We start from the raw sequence: 17,173 nt of genomic DNA on the forward strand, positions 1-17,173 counted from the left end.
CCATCCATGATTGCGGTCTTTTTTAGGTGCAGGATTGCCAGATAAAATATGGTATAATAAAGGGAAATAGAGTTTTTGAAAGTGAGAGAAGATGATTTCAAAGAGATTAGAAACAGTAGCTTCTTTTGTTCCCCAAGGAGCTGTTTTGCTGGACGTTGGTAGCGACCATGCTTATTTACCTATTGAATTAGTTGAAAAAGGTCATATTGAAGCTGCCATCTCGGGTGAAGTTGTAGAGGGGCCCTATCAATCTGCAGTTAGAAATGTTGAAAGTCATGGTTTGACTGAGAAAATTCAGGTTCGTTTAGCCAATGGTTTAGCAGCTTTCGAAGAAAGTGACCAGGTTTCTGTTATCACTATTGCAGGAATGGGTGGTCGTTTGATTGCTACGATATTAGAAGAGGGTTTGGACAAACTAGCCAATGTTGAGCGATTGATTCTTCAACCTAATAATCGTGAAGATGAGTTACGTTCTTGGTTACAAGAGCATGGATTTCAGATTGTAGCTGAAAGTATCCTAGAAGAAGCTGGAAAATTTTACGAGATTCTAGTAGTGGAAGTTGGAGAAATGAATTTACCAGCAAGCGATATTCGTTTTGGTCCTTTTCTATCTAAAGAACTTAGCCCCGTATTTGTCCAAAAGTGGCAAAGAGAAGCAAGTAAGCTCGAATTTGCCCTTAGTCAAATCCCAGAAAAAAATCATGAAGAACGTCAAGTTTTAGTAGATAAAATTCAAGCCATCAAGGAGGTACTCCATGAAAGCAAGTGAAGTGATTAAGCGTTATGAAGCCTATTGTCCTCAAGAATTTTCTATGGAAGGCGATAATCGTGGACTGCAGATTGGAACTTTAGACAAGGACATCCAAAAAGTCATGGTTGCTCTTGATATACGTGAAGATACAGTGGCAGAAGCTATTGAAAAGGGTGTAGATTTGATTATCGTTAAGCACGCGCCTATCTTCCGTCCGATAAAGGACTTGGTTGCTAGTCGCCCTCAAAATCAGATTTATATCGACCTCATCAAGCACGACATTGCAGTTTACGTCAGCCATACCAATATTGATATTGTTGAAAACGGCCTTAATGACTGGTTCTGCCAACTATTGGATATTAAGGATACAACTTATCTACAGGAGACAGGTCCTGAACGTGGCATCGGGCGTATTGGCAATATTAAACCTCAAATGTTTGAAGAATTTGCTAGTCATGTTAAGGAAGTATTTGGTCTAGATAGTCTTCGTATGGTGTACTATAAAGATACTGATTTGCAAAAAACAATCTCAAGAGTAGCTATTTGTGGTGGCAGTGGGCAGTCTTTCTACTCTGATGCTTTAGCAAAAGGAGCTCATGTTTACATTACTGGTGACATCTATTACCACACTGCCCAAGATATGTTGTCAGACGGCTTGTTGGCTCTGGATCCAGGCCACTATATTGAAGTTCTCTTTGTTGAAAAAATTGCATCGTTCCTTAATGAATGGAAGGAAGAGAATGCTTGGTCTCTAGAGGTTATCGCAAGTCAAGCGTCCACCAATCCATTCCATCATATCTAATTAGAGGGTAAAGACAATGAAAAAAGTTGCCATTGTAGGTGCAGGAATTGTAGGGGCCACAGCTGCCTACTATCTTTCTAAGGAAGCTGATATCGAAGTAACTGTTTTTGATTTTGGACACGGCCAAGCAACCAAGGCTGCGGCAGGAATTATTAGTCCCTGGTTTTCTAAACGACGCAATAAGGCTTGGTATAAGATGGCGCGCCTAGGAGCTGATTTCTATGTCGATTTATTAGCTGACCTAGAAAAATCGGGTCAAAAAGTTGATTTTTACCAAGGTTCTGGTATCTTTCTTCTTAAAAACGATGACTCTAAGCTAGAGGAGCTCTATCAACTGGCTTTGCAACGTAGAGATGAATCTCCCTTGATTGGAGAATTAGCCATTTTGGACCAAGCGACTGCTAGTAACTTATTTCCCGGTCTAGAGGGATTTGAACGTTTACTCTATGCTTCTGGTGGAGCTCGAGTAGATGGGCAACTCCTAGTGAGTCGCTTACTGGGAACCAGTCAAGTGAAGGTCATAAATAAAGAGGTTAGTCTAACCCCCCTATCATCGGGCTATCAGATAGACAATCAAATGTTTGACCAAGTCATCTTATCCACAGGAGCTTGGCTTGGCCACATCTTAGAGCCCTTAGGTTATGAGGTGGATGTTCGCCCACAAAAGGGGCAACTCCGAGATTACCAAGTGCCACAAGACATGGGAGCTTACCCTGTAGTTATGCCGGAAGGTGAGTGGGATTTGATACCATTTCCCGGCGGTAAATTATCTCTAGGAGCTACCCATGAAAATGACATGGGATTTGACCTAACAGTTGATGAGAATTTGCTCCAACAAATGGCTGAAGCAGCAAGTTCGTTTTATCCTAGCTTAAAAGATGCAATGATAAGTGGTGAACGTGTGGGGATTCGTGCTTATACGAGTGATTTTTCGCCGTTTTTCGGACAAGTGCCAAACTTGTCAGGAGTATTTGTTGCGAGTGGATTAGGATCGTCAGGATTGACAACTGGACCCATTATAGGCTATCACCTAGCCCAAATGCTTCAAGGGGAAAGTGGAGTCTTGGATCCAGCGGATTATCCGACTGAAAGATATATTAAAGAGAAATAATCGTAAACTTTTTACCTAGTTTTTACGATAGGATTAGGATAGCAAATGACTTTCCCTATCAAAAATGGTAAAATGAAAAAAATGTTTCAAGAATAGAGGAAAAATGATGCAAGAAAAGATTTTGGTAACAGGTGGAGCAGGTTTTATCGGAACTCACACTGTCATTGAATTGGTCCAAGCTGGACACCAAGTAGTTGTCGTGGATAATTTGGTAAACAGTAGTCGTAAAAGTCTTGAAGTAGTCGAAAGAATCACTGGGGTAGAAATTCCTTTCTACGAGGCAGATATTCGTGACACAGATACACTTCGTGATATCTTCAAACATGAAGAGCCAACAGGTGTGATTCATTTTGCTGGTTTGAAAGCTGTAGGTGAGTCTACACGTATCCCGCTTGCCTACTATGATAACAATATAGCTGGAACTGTCAGTCTCTTGAAAGTTATGGAAGAGGCAAACTGTAAGAATATCATCTTCAGTTCATCAGCAACTGTTTATGGAGATCCACATTCTGTTCCAATCCTAGAAGATTTCCCACTTTCAGCTACCAACCCTTATGGCCGTACCAAGCTTATGCTGGAAGAAATCTTGACAGATATCCATAAAGCAGACTCAGAGTGGAACGTTGTCTTACTTCGTTACTTCAACCCAATTGGGGCGCATGAGAGTGGTGACCTAGGAGAAAATCCAAACGGCATTCCAAATAACCTTCTACCGTATGTAACACAAGTCGCAGTTGGTAAGTTAGAACAAGTTCAAGTCTTCGGAGATGACTACGATACTGAAGATGGAACAGGTGTTCGTGACTATATCCACGTCGTTGACCTAGCAAAAGGACACGTTGCTGCCCTTAAGAAACTTCAAAAAGGCTCTGGACTCAATGTGTATAACCTTGGTACTGGAAAAGGCTACTCAGTTCTTGAAATTATTCAAAATATGGAAAAAGCTGTTGGGCGCCCAATTCCATACCGTATCGTTGAACGTCGCCCAGGTGATATTGCAGCCTGCTACTCAGACCCAGCAAAAGCGAAAGCAGAGCTAGGTTGGAAAGCTGGACTTGGTATTACAGAAATGTGTGAAGATGCATGGCGTTGGCAAAGCAAGCATCCAAATGGATTTGAAGATTAAGATGATGATTTCAATCATAGTCCCATGTTTAAACGAAGAGGAAGTACTTCCTCTTTTTTATCAAACTCTTGAAGCACTGATCCCAGATTTAGGAACAGAAATCGAATACATTTTTGTAGATGATGGTTCGACTGATAAGACTTTGGATGTTTTAAAGGTTTATCGAGAGAAAAATTCTGCAGTACATTATATCTCTTTCTCGCGTAATTTTGGGAAGGAAGCGGCCATATATGCAGGTTTACAACAAGCAACAGGAGATTTGGTGGTGGTTATGGATGCAGACCTTCAGGATCCACCAAGCCTCTTACTTGAGATGAAGGAACTACTAGATCAGAATCCGGATTTGGACTGTGTGGGAACTCGGAGAACTAGTCGAGAGGGTGAACCCTTTTTACGTAGTTTCTGCGCTGATCTTTTTTATCGTTTTATGCAAAAAATTAGCCCAGTAGCTCTTCCATCGGGTGTTCGTGATTTTCGGATGATGAGAAGATCAGTTGTGGATGCAGTGTTAGAATTGACAGAATACAATCGCTTTTCCAAAGGCCTCTTTGCCTGGGTTGGTTTCCGTACTCACTATCTAGAGTATCCTAATGTTGAAAGGCAGGCAGGTAAGACAAGTTGGAGTTTTAGACAACTCTTTTTCTACTCTATCGAAGGGATTGTGAATTTTTCAGATTTTCCTTTAATATTAGCTTTTGTTGCTGGCCTTTCGTCATGTTTTCTGGCTTTGGTGATGACCTTGTTTGTAGTTGTTCGTACTCTCGTACTGGGCAATCCAACTTCTGGTTGGACCTCTCTGATGGCTGTCATTCTATTTCTTGGTGGTGTCCAATTATTGACGATTGGGATTCTCGGAAAATATATCAGTAAAATTTATATGGAAACGAAAAAAAGACCCCTCTATCTGATAAAAGAACAGAGTGAGTCATGATAAGATTTACTAAAAATAAGTACTTCAAAAGACTATAATTTTCTGGAAAAATATGCTAAACTAGAGGAAGTGGGATTTGGAAATCGAATCACCACTGATGACAAATTAATCTTTGATGAGCGCGCGAGTGGGACACTGTTTCACAGCTTCCAGTAGCTCTTCACTAGCTGGGATGTCTCTCTCTAGTAGATCAGGATCATCGTAAAAACGCACGATTCCATTATCGTGGTAATCAAATAAATCAGAATAAGTTTGGCAAAGCCCACAGGCAATGCATCGTTCAGGTATAAGTGTAATTTTCATATTTATATTGTAATAAGAAATTAGAAAAAAAACAAGGAGTAAGGTATGGAAAAGGAACCATGGCAAGAAGATATTTACGACATCGAGGAAAGTCGTTCGGAACGCAGAAGCAGAGGAAATAAGGAAACAGGAGTAGGAGCTAATCGTATTTTAACGATTTTGGCTTGTATTTTCTTTGTTATCGTTGTCGGAATGATTGCTATTCTAATCTACCTGTCATCTGGTGGAAGTGATCGTACGGCAGCCTTAAAAGATTTTCATGATTCTTCTGCGCCTAAGGTAGAGGAAGTTTCTTCAACATCATCAAGTAGTTCAGTTGAAGCATCAAGTTCTGAAGCAGGATCAACTTCTTCAAGTAGTTCAGAGGAACATACAAATGCTGAGGGAACCATTACTGTCCTTGCAGGTGAAGGTGAAGCAGCTATTGCAGCTAGAGCAGGCATTTCTATTGCCCAGCTTGAAGCCTTGAACCCTGGTCATATGTCTTCAGGAACTTGGTTTGCAAATCCTGGTGATGTCCTTAAGACAAGATAGGAGTGACGATGAAAACAATTCAGATCGCTATTGATGGTCCAGCTTCAAGTGGTAAGAGTACAGTAGCTAAGATTATCGCTAAGGATTTTGGATATACCTACTTGGATACAGGTGCCATGTATCGTGCTGCGACTTACATCGCTTTAAACAATCAGGTAAGCCCAGAAGAGTCTTCTCGACTTCTTGAATTATTGGAACAATATCCAATTAGCTTTGGTCGTGCTGAAACAGGAGAACAGCTTGTTTTTGTTGGAGACGTTGATGTTACCAATCCAATCCGTGAAAATGAAGTAACCAATGCTGTATCTGCTTTTGCAGCCATTCCAGCTATTCGTGAAAAATTGGTAGCCCTTCAACAAGAAATTGCCCAACAAGGCGGAATCGTCATGGATGGTCGAGATATTGGTACAGTTGTATTACCTCAAGCTGAATTGAAGATTTTTCTTGTTGCTTCAGTGGATGAACGTGCAGAAAGACGTTATAAGGAAAATCTTTCAAAGGGGATCGAAACAGATTTGAAAACTTTGAAAGAAGAGATTGCTGCGCGTGATTATAAAGATAGTCATCGTGAAACTTCTCCTCTTAAGCAGGCAGATGATGCAATCTATTTGGACACAACAGGGCTAAGTATTTTAGAAGTTGTTGAAAAAATTAAATCAGAAGCAGTCAAACATTTTTAATTGAAATTTTAACCGATTGACCACGATAATGGTTAGTCGGTTTTTTAGCAATTTGTCAAATTTTTAATTTTAAGGTATAATAGTCTTTGTTAACGAAAATTTGACAATCAAACCATCATGAAAATAGAAGGAGATAAGATGAACAATCTACCAAATTGCCCAAAATGTAATTCAGAATATGTCTATGAAGACGGAGCCTTGCTAGTCTGCCCAGAGTGTGCTTATGAATGGAATCCTGCTGAGCAAGCAGAGGTTGAAGACGGCCTTGTTGCCATCGATGCTAATGGAAATAAATTGGCTGACGGTGATACAGTAACCTTGATCAAAGACCTTAAGGTAAAAGGCGCTCCAAAAGACCTTAAGCAAGGGACACGTGTTAAAAACATCCGTATTGTTGAAGGTGACCACAACATCGATTGTAAGATTGATGGTTTTGGTGCTATGAAATTAAAATCAGAATTTGTTAAAAAGATCTAATCATGACTGCTTGGAATAAAATAATTTTTTTCAGTCGCTCTTTCATGTTTTTAGCAGCATTTACAGGCGTCTATCTGGAAATTACCAAACGTGGTGGTTTAGGGATGTTGCTTTACTATACAGTCCTTTCCAACCTCTTGGTGATGATTTTTACGGGTTATCTTTTATGGAAGATGCGACGTGAGGGTGACCACTGGCAAAGTTCAAGTCTTTTGCGACTCAAGGGTGGTATCACCATGAGTATCATGATTACCTGTGTCATCTATCATTTCATGTTGGCTCCCTTGACAAAAGATTTTTACCGTTTGGAAAACTTCCTTTGCCATTATATCGTACCCCTCTGGTTTCTAGTTGATACCATCATTTTTGATAAGAGTCGTCAATATAAGTGGTTTGATCCTATTGTATGGACAGTTTTACCACTGCTCTATATGGGATTTGCAATCTTAAACGGTTTTGTTCTAAAGATGGATGTCCCTAACGCTAAGGATAGTCCCTTCCCTTATTTCTTCTTGAATGCCAATAAATATGGTTGGGGATTTGTCTTTAGATGGGCAGCCATTATCTTTGTTGCCTATATGGTTTCAGGATATTTGTTTTATCTTGTTAAAAACATTAAAAAATCAAAGAAATAAAAGTACCCAATGTGGGTGCTTTTTTTGTGATAGAAATAATTGTACCCGGACAAATCAATTTTTTTTATCTTGTTATGCAGTCTTTTATACCTTACAATAAAAATGTAGCTACCAATACAACTATTGAGGATGAAAAAATGACTGAAAATCGTTATGAATTAAATAAGAATTTGGCACAGATGCTTAAGGGTGGCGTCATCATGGATGTTCAAAATCCTGAACAGGCAAGAATTGCTGAGGCTGCAGGTGCGGCAGCAGTTATGGCTTTGGAACGAATCCCGGCTGATATTCGTGCAGCGGGTGGTGTATCTCGTATGAGTGATCCAAAGATGATTAAGGAAATCCAAGAAGCTGTCAGCATTCCAGTTATGGCTAAGGTTCGAATTGGGCATTTTGTTGAAGCACAGATTTTAGAGGCCATCGAGATTGACTATATCGATGAGAGCGAAGTTCTATCTCCAGCTGACGATCGTTTCCATGTGGACAAGAAAGAATTTCAAGTTCCTTTTGTTTGTGGTGCTAAAGATCTAGGAGAAGCCTTGCGTCGTATCGCTGAAGGAGCTTCTATGATCCGCTCAAAAGGGGAACCAGGAACAGGAGACATCGTTCAGGCAGTCCGCCATATGCGTATGATGAATCAAGAAATCCGTCGCATTCAAAATCTCCGTGAAGATGAACTATATGTTGCAGCAAAAGAACTCCAAGTACCTGTAGAATTAGTTCAATACGTTCACGAACATGGAAAACTACCAGTCGTGAACTTCGCAGCAGGTGGTGTAGCAACACCTGCAGATGCTGCTCTTATGATGCAGCTAGGTGCAGAAGGTGTCTTTGTTGGTTCAGGGATTTTCAAATCAGGTGATCCTGTTAAACGTGCAGCAGCAATTGTCAAGGCAGTTACAAACTATCAAAATCCTCAAATTTTAGCTCAAATCTCAGAAGATTTGGGAGAAGCCATGGTTGGTATCAATGAGAATGAAATCCAAATTCTCATGGCTGAGCGAGGAAAATAGATGAAAATTGGAATATTGGCCTTGCAAGGCGCCTTTGTAGAGCATGAGAAAGTCCTTGCCAAACTAGGAGTTGAAAGTATTGAACTGCGAAATCTAGAAGACTTTCAGCAACATCGAGGTGAGCTGTCAGGTTTGATTTTACCTGGAGGTGAGTCGACAGCTATGGGAAAACTCCTACGTGACCAACAGATGCTTCTTCCTCTAAGAGAGGCTATTCTCAATGGTTTACCAGTCTTTGGGACTTGTGCTGGTTTGATTTTGCTAGCGAAACAGATTACCTCTCAGGAAGAGACTCATCTGGCTACCATGGACATAGTAGTAGAGCGCAATGCCTATGGACGTCAGCTAGGAAGCTTTTATACAGAAGCAGACTGCAAGGGTGTTGGCAAGATTCCCATGACCTTTATCCGTGGCCCTATTATTAGTGAAGTTGGTAAGGGTGTTGATGTTCTGGCAATAGTGAACAATCAAATCGTTGCTGCTCAAGAAAAGAATATGCTAGTGACCTCCTTTCATCCGGAATTGACAAATGATTTTCGCTTGCATCAATACTTTATCAATATGTGCAAATAAAAATAGGTCGGGATTTTCCCGGCCTATTTTTACATGTAATAAACAATGGCGATGTATTGGAGAGCGGAAGCTGCCAGAATGAAGAGATGCCAGATCATGTGGAAGTATGGTTTCTTCTTAGCATAAAAACCAGCACCAACTGTATAGCAAAGCCCACCTGATACCATAAGGGTCCAAAAGATTGGATTTGTTTGACTGATGATTGCTGGTAGGATAGCCACAACTAGCCACCCCATGATGAGGTAGAGTATCAGACTAAATTTTTCATTGACTTTTTTGGCAAAGATTTTATAAAGAATACCAAAAATAGTTGTTCCCCACTGAATGGCGATAATCAGATAACCAAACCAGTTATTCATCAAGGTCAAAACGACAGGAGTATAAGAGCCAGCAATCGCAACATAAATCATGGAATGGTCGATGATACGAAGCACGTATTTATGAGTGGAACCATAGGCCATAGAATGATAAATAGTCGATGAAAGAAACATAAGAAAGAGACTGATGACGAAGATGGACACACCGACAGACGATAAAAATCCATGAGCTTCATAACTATAAGTCGATGAGATAGGGAGCAAAATCAGCATGATAAGTGCCCCTACAGCATGGGTGACACTGTTGGCAATTTCTTCTCCAAAACTAAGTCGTTTACTAAGTTTGAAACTAGTATTCATTTGTTTCCTCCTCTTCGGTTTCTGTATAGACTAGTGCAAGTGTTTGATGATAGAGTTTGACCGTTTGGCAGCTTGCCTGGATAATGGGATTAGCTGGATCAATATCTTTATTCATATAGTCCACAAAAGCATTGTAAAGTTCTTGTGAGTTAGTCTCTGTGTGTAGGGTGTTTAGGGTTTGAGCAATTTCCTGAATTGAAAAAACAGACTTGAGTGTTGTGATAGCAATCAATCGGGCAATTTGTTTGCGTTGGTATTTTTTCTTTTCAGGTTTACTGATATAGCCGTGCTTCACATAGTTGTTCACCATTGATGCAGTTAAACCTTTCTCTTTAGCAAGAGAAATAGGGGAACAAACTTTATTCACATAAAGTAGGACCTGATCCAAATAGAGATCAATGTTTGGAATTTCGTCCCATTCTGGGTAGGAAAAAGTAGTTTTCATTTCCAACTCCTGTTTATCTGGTTTTTATAACCAGATTATAAAATAATAGAAATAAAAAGTCAAGTTTTAACTGCTTGTAGAAAGCCTTAAATTATGCTATGATGAGAGAAACTAGTCAGAAAAGAGGAGATAAGATGGAAATTCGTTTAGCCTTTCCAAACGAAGTAGATGCAATTATGCAGGTGATTGAGGATGCTAAAAAATGCTTGGCGGAAGCTGGTAGCACCCAGTGGCAAAATGATTACCCAAATGCCGACACGATTATTGAAGATATCATCTCTGGTCAGGCTTATGTAGCCTTGGACGAAGGAGAACTTTTAGCCTATGCAGCAGTGACTAAAAGTCCAGAAAAATCTTATGAAGCCATTTATAATGGAAGTTGGGAAGGAAGAGAACCAGAATACCTTGTATTTCATCGGATTGCGGTTTCTAGAGATGTCCAAGGGCAAGGTGTTGCCCAGACCTTCTTGGAAGGCTTGATTGAAGGCTTTGATTACCTGGATTTTCGTTCAGATACACATGCTAAAAACAAGGCCATGCAACATATCTTTGAAAAGCTTGGTTTTAAACAGGTCGGTAAAGTTCCAGTAGATGGGGAACGTTTGGCTTATCAAAAATTAAAATCAAATGTCTAAGAAGTATGCGAAGATGCTGTACAAGTCTCCGATTGGAATCTTATCTTTGGTAGCAGATGATCACTATCTGTTTGGGATATGGGTTGAGGAAGAGAGTGATTTTGAGAAGGGATTATCTGAAAATGATGTAACTGTTGTTGAAAGTCATCCCATTTTAAATCAAATTGCTAGCTGTTTAGATGCTTATTTTAAAGGACAAAATCAAGATTTGTCTCAGTTACCTTTGGCTCCTGTTGGCAGTGACTTTGAAAAAAGAGTCTGGAACTACTTGCGGGGAATTCCTTTCGGTCAGACTGTTACTTATGGACAAATAGCTAAGGACTTGCAAGTAGCTTCTGCCCAAGCAATCGGAGGAGCAGTAGGGCGCAATCCCTGGTCTATTCTTGTCCCCTGTCACCGTGTGCTAGGTGCTGGAGGACGTCTGACAGGCTATGCTTGGGGACTTGATAAGAAGGCTTGGCTCTTGAATCATGAAGGTGCAAGTTATCAAGAAAATAAAAAATAGAAAGAGAAAAAATGTTAGAATTTATCGAATATCCAAAATGTACAACTTGTAAAAAAGCCAAAAAAGAGTTAGATCAACTCGGATTAGAGTATAAAGATGTTCATATTGTAGAAGAAACTCCGAGTGAAGAAGTCATTTTAAATTGGCTTGAAACTTCAGGATTTGAGTTGAAGCAGTTCTTCAATACCAGTGGAATCAAATACCGCGAGCTGGGCTTAAAAGATAAGGTTGGAACTTTATCAAACCAAGAAGCAGCCAAACTCTTAGCCAGTGACGGTATGTTGTTAAAACGTCCACTATTAGTGGAGAATGGTCTTGTTAAACAAATTGGCTATCGTAAAACATACGATAGCTTGAAATTGAAATAGTTTTTTTCTATCTCCTTGATAGGTAAAATATATAACCTCACGCTTTTAAAGTATGATAAACTAGTAGATAGCCAAAGTCTCTTCTGCTCGTAGCAAATATTTTAAATCTAAGCAGAAGTATGATAGAATGATTCATTATCAGGAGAGGATGTTTCTATGAATGTTACAACACTTTTAGCATCAGATTGGTACCAAAACTTGATGCAGTATATTCCAGACGGTAAACTATTTAGTTTTCGTTCTGTCTTTGATGGGATTCCAAGAATTGTGCAACAATTGCCAACAACATTGATGTTGACAGTATTTGGTGCTTTTTTTGGTATAATCTTGGCTTTGGTTTTTGCTATTGTGAAAATCAATCGCGTTCGATTTCTTTATCCATTACAAGCATTTTTTGTTAGTTTTTTAAAAGGAACACCAATCCTTGTGCAACTAATGTTGACTTACTATGGAATTCCTCTGGCATTAAAAGCGTTGAATCAACAATGGGGAACTGCTTTTAATATCAATGCAATTCCGGCAGCAGCTTTTGCAATTGTAGCTTTTGCTTTTAACGAAGCAGCCTATGCTAGTGAAACTATCCGTGCGGCAATTCTTTCTGTAAATCCTGGAGAGATTGAAGCAGCTCGTAGTCTTGGGATGACACGTGCACAAGTTTATCGTCGAGTCATTATTCCAAATGCAGCGGTAGTAGCGACTCCAACCTTGATTAACTCCCTAATCGGTTTAACTAAGGGTACTTCCTTAGCCTTTAGTGCAGGTGTTGTGGAAGTTTTTGCCCAAGCTCAGATTTTAGGTGGTGCCGACTACCGTTACTTCGAACGTTTCATCTCGGTTGCTCTTGTATACTGGGTGGTAAATATCGCTATTGAAAATCTTGGTCGCTTTATTGAGAGAAAAATGGCAATCGAAGCACCAGATAATGTGAAAACAGATGTGAAAGGAGATCTTCGCTAATGATTAAAATTTCAAATTTAAGCAAATCCTTTTCAGATCAAACCGTCTTGGATCATCTGAATTTAGATATTCAAAAAGGGGAAGTAGTGGCTTTGATTGGTTCATCTGGTGCGGGGAAATCAACCTTTCTTCGTAGTCTAAATTATCTTGAAACACCTGATAGTGGAAGCATTCAGATTGATGATTTCAAAGTTGACTTTTCTCAAATTACTCAAGATGAAATCTTGACTCTTCGTCGCAAGTTGTCCATGGTGTTCCAACAGTTCAATTTGTTTGAGCGTAGAACAGCCTTAGACAATGTCAAGGAAGGTTTGGTAGTTGTTAAAAAACTTTCCGACGAAGAAGCAACTAAGATTGCCAAAGAAGAGTTGGCTAAGGTTGGTCTTTCAGATCGTCAACAGCACTATCCTCGCCACTTATCAGGTGGACAAAAACAACGGGTAGCTTTGGCGCGTGCTTTAGCCATGAAGCCAGCAATCTTGCTCTTGGATGAACCTACTTCAGCCCTTGACCCAGAATTGGTTGGTGAGGTAGAAAGATCTATCGCTAATGCAGCTAAATCAGGTCAAACCATGATTTTAGTCAGTCACGATATGTCCTTTGTTTCTCAAGTAGCTGATAAGGTTTTGTTCTTGGATAAAGGAAAGATTATTGAGTCTGGAACACCAGATGAGATTATCAATCATCCTAAAGAAGAACGAACAAAAGAATTCTTTGCTAGTTACAAACGGACCTATATTTGATATAATAGAAGATAAGAAAGACTCAGTTGGCTAGGCTAACTGGGTTTGCTCTTTAAAATTAATAGAAATGAGAGAGAGCATGCTAGTTCAGCTATTTGCTTTGTATTTAGAGAGTTTAGTGTTGACAATTCTACTGGTCTTGATTATTTTGGGACTCTGGATTGGACTTAGAGCTCTGTCTGGGGTTGACAAAACTGCTAAAGCACGTCAAGCCCATTTATACGATATGATTATGATTGGAGTTTTAACAATTCCAGTATTGTCATTTGCAACCATGAGCATTTTGTTGGTTCTCAAGGCTTAATAGTTGTAAAATGGGATTTAATCCGTTAGAATAAAAATAGTTACAACAAGAAAGAAGGAAAGTCAATGTACGATACGATTATTATCGGGGCAGGGCCTGCTGGGATGACTGCAGCCCTGTACGCAGCACGTAGCAATTTGAAAGTTGCTTTGATTGAAGGTGGACTTCCTGGTGGTCAGATGAATAATACCTCTGACATTGAAAACTATCCAGGTTATGCTAATATCAGTGGTCCTGAATTAGCTGAAAAGATGTTTGAACCTCTTGAAAATCTAGGTGTTGAGCATCTCTATGGCTTCGTTGAAAATGTTGAGGATCATGGTGAGTTTAAAAAAGTCGTAACAGGCGACCAGGTTTATGAAGCGCGTACAGTTATCGTAGCGACGGGTTCTAAGCACCGTCTCTTGGGGGTTCCAGGAGAAGAAGAACTCAATAGTCGTGGAGTTTCTTACTGTGCAGTTTGTGATGGAGCCTTTTTCCGCGACCAGGATTTGTTGGTCGTAGGTGGAGGTGATTCCGCGGTTGAAGAGGCTATCTTCTTAACACGGTTTGCAAAATCTGTTACCATTGTTCACCGTAGGGATGAACTACGTGCCCAAAAGGTCTTGCAAAATCGTGCCTTTGCCAATGAAAAAATCAACTTCATTTGGGATTCTGTCGTTAAAGAAATCAAGGGTGAAAACCGTGTGGAATCGGTTGTGATTGAAAATGTTAAAACAGGTCAGGTGACAGAACAAGCTTTTGGTGGTGTCTTCATCTATGTTGGTTTAGACCCTGTTAGTGACTTTGTCCAAGAGTTGCAGATTCGCGACCAGGCAGGTTGGATTGTGACAGATGATCACATGAAGACAAGTGTTACAGGTGTCTTTGCGATTGGGGATGTTCGTCAAAAAGATCTTCGCCAAGTTACAACAGCTGTTGGAGATGGCGCTATTGCAGGTCAAGAGGCCTACAAATATATTACCGAACATTATTAAAAAGGCAGTGGGACAGAAATCGATAGACAAAGTCTAGATTTCGAAGTTCCAGCCCCGCGAGGATGATTAGGAGCTTTTTGGAGTCTAAAAGACGAACAAAAAGTTCAATCAGTTACCGCGTCAAAGTTTGATTGCTAATAAAAAGTGAGGTCAGGATCTTTTGTCCTAACCTCACTTTTTATTAGAGTCGATTTCGAAAAACTTCGTACATGAGAATGGCTGCAGCGACGCTGGCATTGAGGCTCTGTACGTGCCCATTCATTGGAATAGTGATCATCTCGTCCACTTGTTTTTTGATGTTGCTAGAGATACCTTTGCCTTCATTTCCGATGATGAGAGCAATCTTTCCTTTGGTATTCCATTTGTGGCAAGGAGTTCCATTCATATCAGTTCCAAAGGTCCAGAAGCCTTCATCCTTGAGTTTGTCCAAGGTTTGGCTGAGATTAGTGACTCGAGCAATAGGAACGTGTTCAATCGCACCTGTTGCTGTTTTTGCTACGACAGGAGTAACACCGACAGCTCGATGTTTGGGAATGATGACACCTGAAACATTGGTTGCATCCGCTGTTCTCAAAATAGAACCAAGATTATGTGGGTCTGTTAAACCATCAAGGATTAGTAGTAGTGGGTTTTCTTCCTGGCGTGTCTTAGCAAGAATCTGCTCAAGTTCAGTGTAGGCAAATTCAGAAACGCGCAAGACAAAACCTTGGTGAACAGCTCCTTCTGTCATCTCAGAAAGTAATTTTTTGGAAGTCCAAGAAATGGATACTTTCTTTTCAGTAGCCAATTCCTTAACTTTTTCCACATTCTTTCCTCGTAAATCTTCCTGAAGGTAGAGTTTGTTTCCAGTATTTGCTAAAAGAGCTTCTGTGACGGCATGAACGCCATAGACAATATCGTTTGTTTTCATATCTTCATTATAACACAAAATCCCGTCTTGCAACGGGATTTTCTTTATTCAAGAATGAGCAGGCCATCTTTAACTTCAAATGGGTCTTTTTCATTGATACGATCATAGAACATAATGCCATTTAAATGGTCAATTTCATGTTGAACTACGATTGAGTTATAGCCTTTAAGTTTGATGCGGTGCTTTTCTCCATCCTTATCAAAATAGTCGACAGTTACTCGAGCGTGGCGGATAACATAACCTGGAACAGCACGGTCAACAGACAAGCAACCTTCTCCTTCGCCTAAGGCAGCATCTTGGACTGAGTGTGAGACGATTTTAGGATTGTACATAACAGCTTGTAAGTCATAGGCTTCTCGTGGAGTTTCCCCTTCCTCAGTGATATTCGGTACCAGTACGGCGATAATGCGTTTTGAGATGTCGAGCTGCGGTGCAGCAAGTCCAACTCCTCCACGTAGACCTAATTTTTCAGCCATAACAGGATCTTGCGAGTGTTTCAAAAATTGCATCATTTTTTCTCCAAGAATGATATCTTGATCACTCAAGGGGAAGCTGACTTCCTCGGCAACAGCACGAAGAGTAGGGTTCCCTTCGCGGATAATATCTTTCATATCGATTAAATGAGCAGCTTTGGTAATTCGTTCTATAGCAGACATATTCTTTCCTTTCCTTCTATTACAATTACATGATAACACAAAACAGATGAGAAAGAAAGTCACAGAAGTTGTAAAAAATAATATAATAAAAGGAAATACCTATTTGTCTGTGGTATAATAGAGTAAGAAATATGACTTTGAAATTATGGGAGAAAAGATATGGAACAACGTAGTAGTAGAAGAAAAAATGGTCCCGTTTTACAAGCTATTAGACATTCCGTTCGGTTTTTCAGGAACTATAAGCAGTGGAATAATCGCACTTTTATTGTGGTCTTGTTAGCTTCGGTAGCCGTCTCGATGATGCTTACTTTATTAGTGGAAGGAGCTCGAGGGATTTCTTTAAGCAGTAGTGATCCAAGTTCCGCACACCAAGAGTCAAGTTCTCAGGCAAAGAATGCAGAGACGGAACAAGAAACGAGTGCGCGTATCATGGCAAATGGTGATTTGCTCTATCATGACATTATCTACATTTCAGCCAAAAAATCAGACGGCACCTATGATTTCCATGAAAATTTTGAGTATGTAAAACCCTGGCTGAAGCAAGCTGACTTAGTCATTGGTGATTTTGAAGGAACTGTAAATAAAGACCACTATCTTGCAGGATACCCCTTGTTCAATGCACCTGGTGAAGTTATGGATGCTATAAAAGATGCAGGCTATCAAGTGCTAGATTTGGCTCACAATCATATCTTGGATTCTCAGATTGAGGGAGTGGTTTCAACTGCAGATGCTATTGAAAAGGCAGGAATGACACCGGTCGGGGTCTATACCCATGAATCACGAGATAAGGCTCCTTTAGTTATCAAGGAAGTTAATGGTATTAAAGTTGCTATTTTAGCTTATTCCTATGGTTTTAACGGTATTGAACAAAGCATTTCACAAGAGGATTATAATCGTTATCTTTCAGACTTAGACGAAGATAAAATGAAGGCTGAAATTGAACGAGCAGAAAAGGAGGCGGATATTACAATTATCATGCCTCAGATGGGAGTTGAGTATCAAATTGAGCCGACTGAGGAGCAAAAGAAACTTTACCATAAAATGATTGATTGGGGAGCTG

24 protein-coding genes are annotated in these 17,173 nt (G+C 40.0%); 19 read left to right on the forward strand and 5 right to left on the reverse strand.

Translation table 11 applies throughout. From position 1 onward, the window contains the following. Window positions 1-91: 91 nt before the first annotated feature. The 5 genes from SINDD18_RS04510 (at window position 92) to SINDD18_RS04530 (ending at window position 4,721) form a co-directional block, all read left to right on the forward strand. A complete protein-coding gene (locus tag SINDD18_RS04510) occupies window positions 92-769 on the forward strand; it encodes a tRNA (adenine(22)-N(1))-methyltransferase (RefSeq protein WP_061863258.1) in 678 nt (225 codons plus the stop codon). Then, window positions 756-1,553, forward strand: a complete 798-nt coding sequence (locus SINDD18_RS04515; RefSeq protein WP_061863259.1) for a Nif3-like dinuclear metal center hexameric protein — start codon at window positions 756-758, stop codon at window positions 1,551-1,553. The genes SINDD18_RS04510 and SINDD18_RS04515 overlap by 14 nt, the downstream gene beginning before the upstream one ends. Before the next feature lie 16 nt (window positions 1,554-1,569). Then, complete coding sequence (locus SINDD18_RS04520; RefSeq protein ID WP_061863260.1) at window positions 1,570-2,664, forward strand: NAD(P)/FAD-dependent oxidoreductase; 1,095 nt, start codon at window positions 1,570-1,572, stop codon at window positions 2,662-2,664. Window positions 2,665-2,770: 106 nt separating this feature from the next. Beyond that, a complete protein-coding gene (gene galE, locus SINDD18_RS04525) occupies window positions 2,771-3,790 on the forward strand; it encodes a UDP-glucose 4-epimerase GalE (protein ID WP_004253897.1) in 1,020 nt (339 codons plus the stop codon). Continuing rightward, entirely contained in the window at window positions 3,774-4,721 is a 948-nt protein-coding gene (locus tag SINDD18_RS04530; RefSeq protein WP_081108255.1) for a glycosyltransferase family 2 protein, read from the forward strand. The genes galE and SINDD18_RS04530 overlap by 17 nt, the downstream gene beginning before the upstream one ends. Before the next feature lie 105 nt (window positions 4,722-4,826). Here the strand turns inward: SINDD18_RS04530 and SINDD18_RS10385 are convergent, their stop codons facing one another. Beyond that, complete coding sequence (locus SINDD18_RS10385; RefSeq protein ID WP_081108256.1) at window positions 4,827-5,024, reverse strand: ferredoxin; 198 nt, start codon at window positions 5,022-5,024, stop codon at window positions 4,827-4,829. Between the two features lie 45 nt (window positions 5,025-5,069). Between SINDD18_RS10385 and SINDD18_RS04535 the strand changes: the two genes are divergently transcribed. The 6 genes from SINDD18_RS04535 (at window position 5,070) to pdxT (ending at window position 8,936) form a co-directional block, all read left to right on the forward strand. Further along, window positions 5,070-5,558, forward strand: a complete 489-nt coding sequence (locus SINDD18_RS04535; RefSeq protein WP_061863261.1) for an SAG1386/EF1546 family surface-associated protein — start codon at window positions 5,070-5,072, stop codon at window positions 5,556-5,558. Window positions 5,559-5,566: 8 nt separating this feature from the next. After that, window positions 5,567-6,238, forward strand: a complete 672-nt coding sequence (gene cmk, locus SINDD18_RS04540) for a (d)CMP kinase (RefSeq protein ID WP_061863262.1) — start codon at window positions 5,567-5,569, stop codon at window positions 6,236-6,238. A 138-nt stretch (window positions 6,239-6,376) separates the two neighbouring features. Then, window positions 6,377-6,715: a zinc ribbon domain-containing protein YjdM gene (locus SINDD18_RS04545; RefSeq protein ID WP_001061595.1), complete on the forward strand. Its 339-nt coding sequence runs from the start codon at window positions 6,377-6,379 to the stop codon at window positions 6,713-6,715. A gap of 2 nt (window positions 6,716-6,717) precedes the next feature. Continuing rightward, window positions 6,718-7,350 (forward strand): Pr6Pr family membrane protein, encoded by a 633-nt coding sequence (locus SINDD18_RS04550; RefSeq protein WP_061863263.1) that lies wholly within the window; start codon window positions 6,718-6,720, stop codon window positions 7,348-7,350. 137 nt (window positions 7,351-7,487) lie between these two features. Continuing rightward, complete coding sequence (gene pdxS, locus SINDD18_RS04555; protein WP_061863384.1) at window positions 7,488-8,363, forward strand: pyridoxal 5'-phosphate synthase lyase subunit PdxS; 876 nt, start codon at window positions 7,488-7,490, stop codon at window positions 8,361-8,363. Next, window positions 8,364-8,936, forward strand: coding sequence for a pyridoxal 5'-phosphate synthase glutaminase subunit PdxT (pdxT, locus tag SINDD18_RS04560; protein WP_061863264.1), 573 nt, complete (start codon window positions 8,364-8,366; stop codon window positions 8,934-8,936). Window positions 8,937-8,965: 29 nt separating this feature from the next. On the opposite strand, the gene trhA is transcribed toward pdxT, so the two are convergent. Beyond that, window positions 8,966-9,613 carry a PAQR family membrane homeostasis protein TrhA gene (trhA, locus tag SINDD18_RS04565; protein WP_061863265.1) on the reverse strand — a complete coding sequence of 216 codons (648 nt, stop codon included), beginning with the start codon at window positions 9,611-9,613 and terminating at the stop codon, window positions 8,966-8,968. Then, entirely contained in the window at window positions 9,603-10,058 is a 456-nt protein-coding gene (locus tag SINDD18_RS04570) for a DUF1836 domain-containing protein (RefSeq protein ID WP_061863266.1), read from the reverse strand. The genes trhA and SINDD18_RS04570 overlap by 11 nt, the downstream gene beginning before the upstream one ends. Window positions 10,059-10,192: 134 nt before the next feature. On the opposite strand from SINDD18_RS04570, the gene SINDD18_RS04575 reads away from it, so the two are divergent. The 7 genes from SINDD18_RS04575 (at window position 10,193) to trxB (ending at window position 14,547) form a co-directional block, all read left to right on the forward strand. Then, window positions 10,193-10,693: a GNAT family N-acetyltransferase gene (locus tag SINDD18_RS04575; protein WP_061863267.1), complete on the forward strand. Its 501-nt coding sequence runs from the start codon at window positions 10,193-10,195 to the stop codon at window positions 10,691-10,693. After that, window positions 10,686-11,198, forward strand: coding sequence for a methylated-DNA--[protein]-cysteine S-methyltransferase (locus SINDD18_RS04580; RefSeq protein ID WP_061863268.1), 513 nt, complete (start codon window positions 10,686-10,688; stop codon window positions 11,196-11,198). Before SINDD18_RS04575 ends, SINDD18_RS04580 begins: the two co-directional genes overlap by 8 nt. 11 nt (window positions 11,199-11,209) lie before the next feature. Then, the gene (locus SINDD18_RS04585) at window positions 11,210-11,566 is read left to right on the forward strand and encodes a Spx/MgsR family RNA polymerase-binding regulatory protein (RefSeq protein WP_061863269.1); all 357 of its coding nucleotides are present in this window, start codon (window positions 11,210-11,212) and stop codon (window positions 11,564-11,566) included. 156 nt (window positions 11,567-11,722) lie between these two features. Beyond that, window positions 11,723-12,523 carry an amino acid ABC transporter permease gene (locus tag SINDD18_RS04590; protein ID WP_061863270.1) on the forward strand — a complete coding sequence of 267 codons (801 nt, stop codon included), beginning with the start codon at window positions 11,723-11,725 and terminating at the stop codon, window positions 12,521-12,523. Next, on the forward strand, window positions 12,523-13,266 hold the full coding sequence (locus tag SINDD18_RS04595) for an amino acid ABC transporter ATP-binding protein (protein ID WP_061863271.1): 744 nt from the start codon (window positions 12,523-12,525) through the stop codon (window positions 13,264-13,266). Before SINDD18_RS04590 ends, SINDD18_RS04595 begins: the two co-directional genes overlap by 1 nt. Before the next feature lie 79 nt (window positions 13,267-13,345). Beyond that, window positions 13,346-13,570 carry a DUF4059 family protein gene (locus SINDD18_RS04600; RefSeq protein ID WP_000960970.1) on the forward strand — a complete coding sequence of 75 codons (225 nt, stop codon included), beginning with the start codon at window positions 13,346-13,348 and terminating at the stop codon, window positions 13,568-13,570. A gap of 65 nt (window positions 13,571-13,635) precedes the next feature. Beyond that, on the forward strand, window positions 13,636-14,547 hold the full coding sequence (gene trxB, locus SINDD18_RS04605) for a thioredoxin-disulfide reductase (protein WP_061863272.1): 912 nt from the start codon (window positions 13,636-13,638) through the stop codon (window positions 14,545-14,547). A 181-nt stretch (window positions 14,548-14,728) separates the two neighbouring features. On the opposite strand, the gene rlmB is transcribed toward trxB, so the two are convergent. Further along, a complete protein-coding gene (gene rlmB / locus SINDD18_RS04610) occupies window positions 14,729-15,457 on the reverse strand; it encodes a 23S rRNA (guanosine(2251)-2'-O)-methyltransferase RlmB (protein WP_061863385.1) in 729 nt (242 codons plus the stop codon). A gap of 44 nt (window positions 15,458-15,501) precedes the next feature. Next, window positions 15,502-16,113: a peptide deformylase gene (gene def / locus SINDD18_RS04615; RefSeq protein WP_061863273.1), complete on the reverse strand. Its 612-nt coding sequence runs from the start codon at window positions 16,111-16,113 to the stop codon at window positions 15,502-15,504. Window positions 16,114-16,272: 159 nt separating this feature from the next. Between def and SINDD18_RS10390 the strand changes: the two genes are divergently transcribed. After that, window positions 16,273-17,173 (forward strand): CapA family protein (locus SINDD18_RS10390; protein ID WP_081108257.1); only part of this gene is annotated, 901 nt, incomplete at its 3' end.

It is taken from the genome of Streptococcus infantis (genome assembly GCF_001579645.1).
GTDB lineage: Bacteria > Bacillota > Bacilli > Lactobacillales > Streptococcaceae > Streptococcus > Streptococcus infantis_E.

Excerpts from the sequence above, each read along its gene's own strand:
- SINDD18_RS04510 (WP_061863258.1), top strand. The coding sequence starts at position 92 with ATGATTTCAAAGAGATTAGAAACAGTAGCTTCTTTTGTTCCCCAAGGA.
- SINDD18_RS04515 (WP_061863259.1), top strand. The coding sequence starts at position 756 with ATGAAAGCAAGTGAAGTGATTAAGCGTTATGAAGCCTATTGTCCTCAA.
- SINDD18_RS04520 (WP_061863260.1), top strand. The coding sequence starts at position 1,570 with ATGAAAAAAGTTGCCATTGTAGGTGCAGGAATTGTAGGGGCCACAGCT.
- galE (WP_004253897.1), top strand. The coding sequence starts at position 2,771 with ATGCAAGAAAAGATTTTGGTAACAGGTGGAGCAGGTTTTATCGGAACT.
- SINDD18_RS04530 (WP_081108255.1), top strand. The coding sequence starts at position 3,774 with ATGGATTTGAAGATTAAGATGATGATTTCAATCATAGTCCCATGTTTA.
- SINDD18_RS10385 (WP_081108256.1), bottom strand. The coding sequence starts at position 5,024 with ATGAAAATTACACTTATACCTGAACGATGCATTGCCTGTGGGCTTTGC.
- SINDD18_RS04535 (WP_061863261.1), top strand. The coding sequence starts at position 5,070 with ATGGAAAAGGAACCATGGCAAGAAGATATTTACGACATCGAGGAAAGT.
- cmk (WP_061863262.1), top strand. The coding sequence starts at position 5,567 with ATGAAAACAATTCAGATCGCTATTGATGGTCCAGCTTCAAGTGGTAAG.
- SINDD18_RS04545 (WP_001061595.1), top strand. The coding sequence starts at position 6,377 with ATGAACAATCTACCAAATTGCCCAAAATGTAATTCAGAATATGTCTAT.
- SINDD18_RS04550 (WP_061863263.1), top strand. The coding sequence starts at position 6,718 with ATGACTGCTTGGAATAAAATAATTTTTTTCAGTCGCTCTTTCATGTTT.
- pdxS (WP_061863384.1), top strand. The coding sequence starts at position 7,488 with ATGACTGAAAATCGTTATGAATTAAATAAGAATTTGGCACAGATGCTT.
- pdxT (WP_061863264.1), top strand. The coding sequence starts at position 8,364 with ATGAAAATTGGAATATTGGCCTTGCAAGGCGCCTTTGTAGAGCATGAG.
- trhA (WP_061863265.1), bottom strand. The coding sequence starts at position 9,613 with ATGAATACTAGTTTCAAACTTAGTAAACGACTTAGTTTTGGAGAAGAA.
- SINDD18_RS04570 (WP_061863266.1), bottom strand. The coding sequence starts at position 10,058 with ATGAAAACTACTTTTTCCTACCCAGAATGGGACGAAATTCCAAACATT.
- SINDD18_RS04575 (WP_061863267.1), top strand. The coding sequence starts at position 10,193 with ATGGAAATTCGTTTAGCCTTTCCAAACGAAGTAGATGCAATTATGCAG.
- SINDD18_RS04580 (WP_061863268.1), top strand. The coding sequence starts at position 10,686 with ATGTCTAAGAAGTATGCGAAGATGCTGTACAAGTCTCCGATTGGAATC.
- SINDD18_RS04585 (WP_061863269.1), top strand. The coding sequence starts at position 11,210 with ATGTTAGAATTTATCGAATATCCAAAATGTACAACTTGTAAAAAAGCC.
- SINDD18_RS04590 (WP_061863270.1), top strand. The coding sequence starts at position 11,723 with ATGAATGTTACAACACTTTTAGCATCAGATTGGTACCAAAACTTGATG.
- SINDD18_RS04595 (WP_061863271.1), top strand. The coding sequence starts at position 12,523 with ATGATTAAAATTTCAAATTTAAGCAAATCCTTTTCAGATCAAACCGTC.
- SINDD18_RS04600 (WP_000960970.1), top strand. The coding sequence starts at position 13,346 with ATGCTAGTTCAGCTATTTGCTTTGTATTTAGAGAGTTTAGTGTTGACA.
- trxB (WP_061863272.1), top strand. The coding sequence starts at position 13,636 with ATGTACGATACGATTATTATCGGGGCAGGGCCTGCTGGGATGACTGCA.
- rlmB (WP_061863385.1), bottom strand. The coding sequence starts at position 15,457 with ATGAAAACAAACGATATTGTCTATGGCGTTCATGCCGTCACAGAAGCT.
- def (WP_061863273.1), bottom strand. The coding sequence starts at position 16,113 with ATGTCTGCTATAGAACGAATTACCAAAGCTGCTCATTTAATCGATATG.